The organism is Micromonospora sp. NPDC048169 (assembly GCF_040652815.1).
Taxonomy (GTDB): Bacteria; Actinomycetota; Actinomycetes; order Mycobacteriales; family Micromonosporaceae; genus Micromonospora.
Genome location: NZ_JBEZMS010000081.1, coordinates 1 through 2,896 on the forward strand (window position 1 = coordinate 1; position 2,896 = coordinate 2,896).

Annotated in this window: 2 protein-coding genes; both read left to right on the forward strand. The window is 64.9% G+C overall.

All coding sequences use genetic code 11. The features are described 5' to 3' along the window. Positions 1-583: 583 nt before the first annotated feature. A complete protein-coding gene (locus AB0D28_RS29875) occupies positions 584-1,480 on the forward strand; it encodes a hypothetical protein (RefSeq protein WP_357391256.1) in 897 nt (298 codons plus the stop codon). A 509-nt stretch (positions 1,481-1,989) separates the two neighbouring features. Continuing rightward, positions 1,990-2,577 (forward strand): hypothetical protein, encoded by a 588-nt coding sequence (locus AB0D28_RS29880; RefSeq protein WP_357391258.1) that lies wholly within the window; start codon positions 1,990-1,992, stop codon positions 2,575-2,577. Positions 2,578-2,896: the final 319 nt, after the last annotated feature.

Consider the following 2,896-nt stretch of genomic DNA (forward strand, 5'->3'; position numbering starts at 1 on the left):
CAAAGTTTCTGTACGTCTTCAAGGCGGCCCGCAACGGGCCGCACGCGCCGCCGCCTGGGCGCGCGTCCGTCGCTCCGCTAGCGCTCCGACTCCGGCCACGCAAAACGCCCGGCGGCTGGCGCGGAAGCGGGAAGCCCAAGGGGCCGCCGCAGAACGACAGGCCGTTGACCGGTGGTGTGGGGGCCGGCAACCGGCCGGGCCGCGCGGCCACGAGCCCGCGCGACGTAGGGGAGCGGACGCCGGCCGCGTCGGCGAGCTGGCGGCGGTCACGGGGTTGCGGTTACTGCGCCTCCGGCGGGGGCGCTCGGGCTCCGAGATGGTTGCAACCCCGACGGCGCGTTGCGGTCCGTAGGTGGTTGCGGAGGGGAAGCCATCCCGTCTGCCATCGACCCGGGCAAGCCGAGCAGACCACCGCCCAGCCCGCCAGCGTCCGTACGGATGTCAAGGCCGTCTTGACGTGGCGGGCTGGGCGGCGGCCCGCTCCCCAGGAGGGCGGGTCGACGGCAGACGGGATGGCTGGGGACAGGTGGCGATGAGATCACGAGGTCGTCATGCGCGACCCTGCCATGGAACAATCGGCCGCGTGACGGAAGAAGCGTGGCGACCTCTTGGCGTTGACACAGAGGAAGACATAGCCGCATACGACGCGCTCCATGATGGTGTCCCGGATTGGATGAGTTCGTCTTACTGGGCGTGGGTGCGAGAAGCCCTGACCGTGTTTGGCCGCTATCGCGACGGTAGTGGAAAGGTGCCTATGCTGGACACGGCCTTGGCGGAACGCATGTGCCAAATTCTTAAGGTTCCTCTGCCTAACCTCCGTTCAGCGACGACCGACTACACCGTAGGTCAGCAGCAGCTCAAGAACGCCCTCATCGCACTGCGCAACCACAAAGAGCCGCTTCAGATCGCGGACTACCTCCTCGCTCACGGCGGTCACGCGTCTGCGTATGACCTTGATGATGTGTTGGAGCGCAGCAAGTCGGCATATGAGGTTGGTACCCGATCCGGCCGACCGGGACTAACGCGTCGGGTCCCCAAGGGTGTGCAGGTTGCCGCCGACTCTGTCATGGCGAGAGCGGGGCGGGCGGGGGTAAGGCTAGCGAAGGCGTGGGAGCAGCTCTATGGCCTCACCCCTAACGCTAGCGAAGCATATCGACTGGCGATCTTGGCCGTTGAGGACGCCGCCGTACCTGTGGTTTCACCCACCAACTCAAGAGCAACGCTGGGAACAGTGCTTAAGCAACTTGAGGACCAGGGGAACTGGCGACTGCCGATGGAGCGCGAGCACCAGGCCGCTTCTTCGTCACAGGTCATCGTCGCGATGCTGCGGATGCTGTGGCATGGCCAACATGACCGTCACGGTGGCCAACCATCAGCGCCGGGCGACGTATCGGTCGAAGAAGCTCAGGTGGCCGTTTCTGTGGCGGTCACCCTGGTCCAGTGGTTCGACGCCAGGCTAGTCCAGCGCGAATCGAGCTGAGTGACTAACTGGGTGATAACGGGCGCTTACAGCGCCGGGACGTCGGTGGACTCCGACGGACCGTCTGGACATCTGCCGTGCTGCCGGCGCAGCTCATAGACGAATCGTGGTTTTTTCGGGACGAAGCGGTCAGGGGGCAAGCGCCGCCGCAGCCAGCGGCGCTCTACCGCTAGGACGCCGCCTCCACTCAACCGTGGGGTTGCGCCGGTTACCTAGGCTCAGTCAGCGAGCCTAAGGGCCAAGGAGGCGACATGCCTAGGCAGGGTTCTGTCCAGAAGAGACGGCGGGCGGCAGCGACGCCCCGAGCTGTCGCAGGCGAAGCCCCGGATAACCGTGCATTGGCAGAACTCCAACGGCAGGTGCGGCAGCTCCAAGCGGGCGGTGAGCACACCGGCCGCTGGCAGCGAGACCCAACTGTGTTTGTATCAGTCTTGGCGCTTGTGGTCTCTGTCGCTACTGCTTACTTCACCTATGACCAAAGTCGAGATCAGCAGGAGCGGGGCGCGCGGGTGGAGCTGGGAGAGAGGATCCAGCGGCTGTCAGACCTCTCTCGCGAAGACCTTCTAAACATCAAGGATCCCGCTGGCAAGGTGGTGGCCAGGCAACACTCTCCCGCCTTCGCGTCTGAGAACCTTGCGCTAGCGCAGCAGGCCAAGGATCTGATTGGCCAGATCCCGGATCAGGTGTCAGCGAGCGAGTACCTAACGGTCGCTCTGGCCTTCGATGTCTCCGGTCGCTCCGAGGAGAGTCATGAGCTAGCCGTTGATGGCCTCGCCAAGCCGGGGGATTCGCTGACGTTCATCAGCCTCCGTCGGATGAACGCCAAGGCGCTCTACCAGATGGGAAAGACGTCGGAGGGCCGGGAGCAACTAGCTCTGGCCCTAAACCTAGCTGAATCCCTACCCGCCGAAGATCGACAGTGGTCGCGTGCATCCCAGCACATCTTCTGGTCCGCTCTTGAGAAGCGCGCAGGCAACTGCGTGGAGATGGCTGTACGCGAACAAGAGGCGGAACGCGAGCTGGGGTCGATGTCGGTCAGCGCCAGGCGGAGTCAGTTGGAGGAGCAACTGAGGGGAGTCGGCAAGGACTGCGCGTAGCCCGGCATGGGGCCCAAGAGCAAGATCCGGAACATGCGCGCAATGATCACGCTCTTCGCTGAGAGTCGGCAGGGCGTATGCCCTGGTAAGGCAGCGGGTTCCTCAGCAGGCGCTACACCCTTCCTAAACCGTGTGCCTTGGACACCGAGGACGGTCGGCTGCGGTGGACCCGCTCGGGGCACACAGGGGGCACAAGGCGTCGTCAAACGTCGGCAATCAGCGAGCAGCGGCGGCAAGCCACGACGGGGCGCGACCAGCGTGCCGACCAGGTCGCCGCAGGTCACGAACGAGCACGTCTAGGTTCCGCTTCAACGTCTGA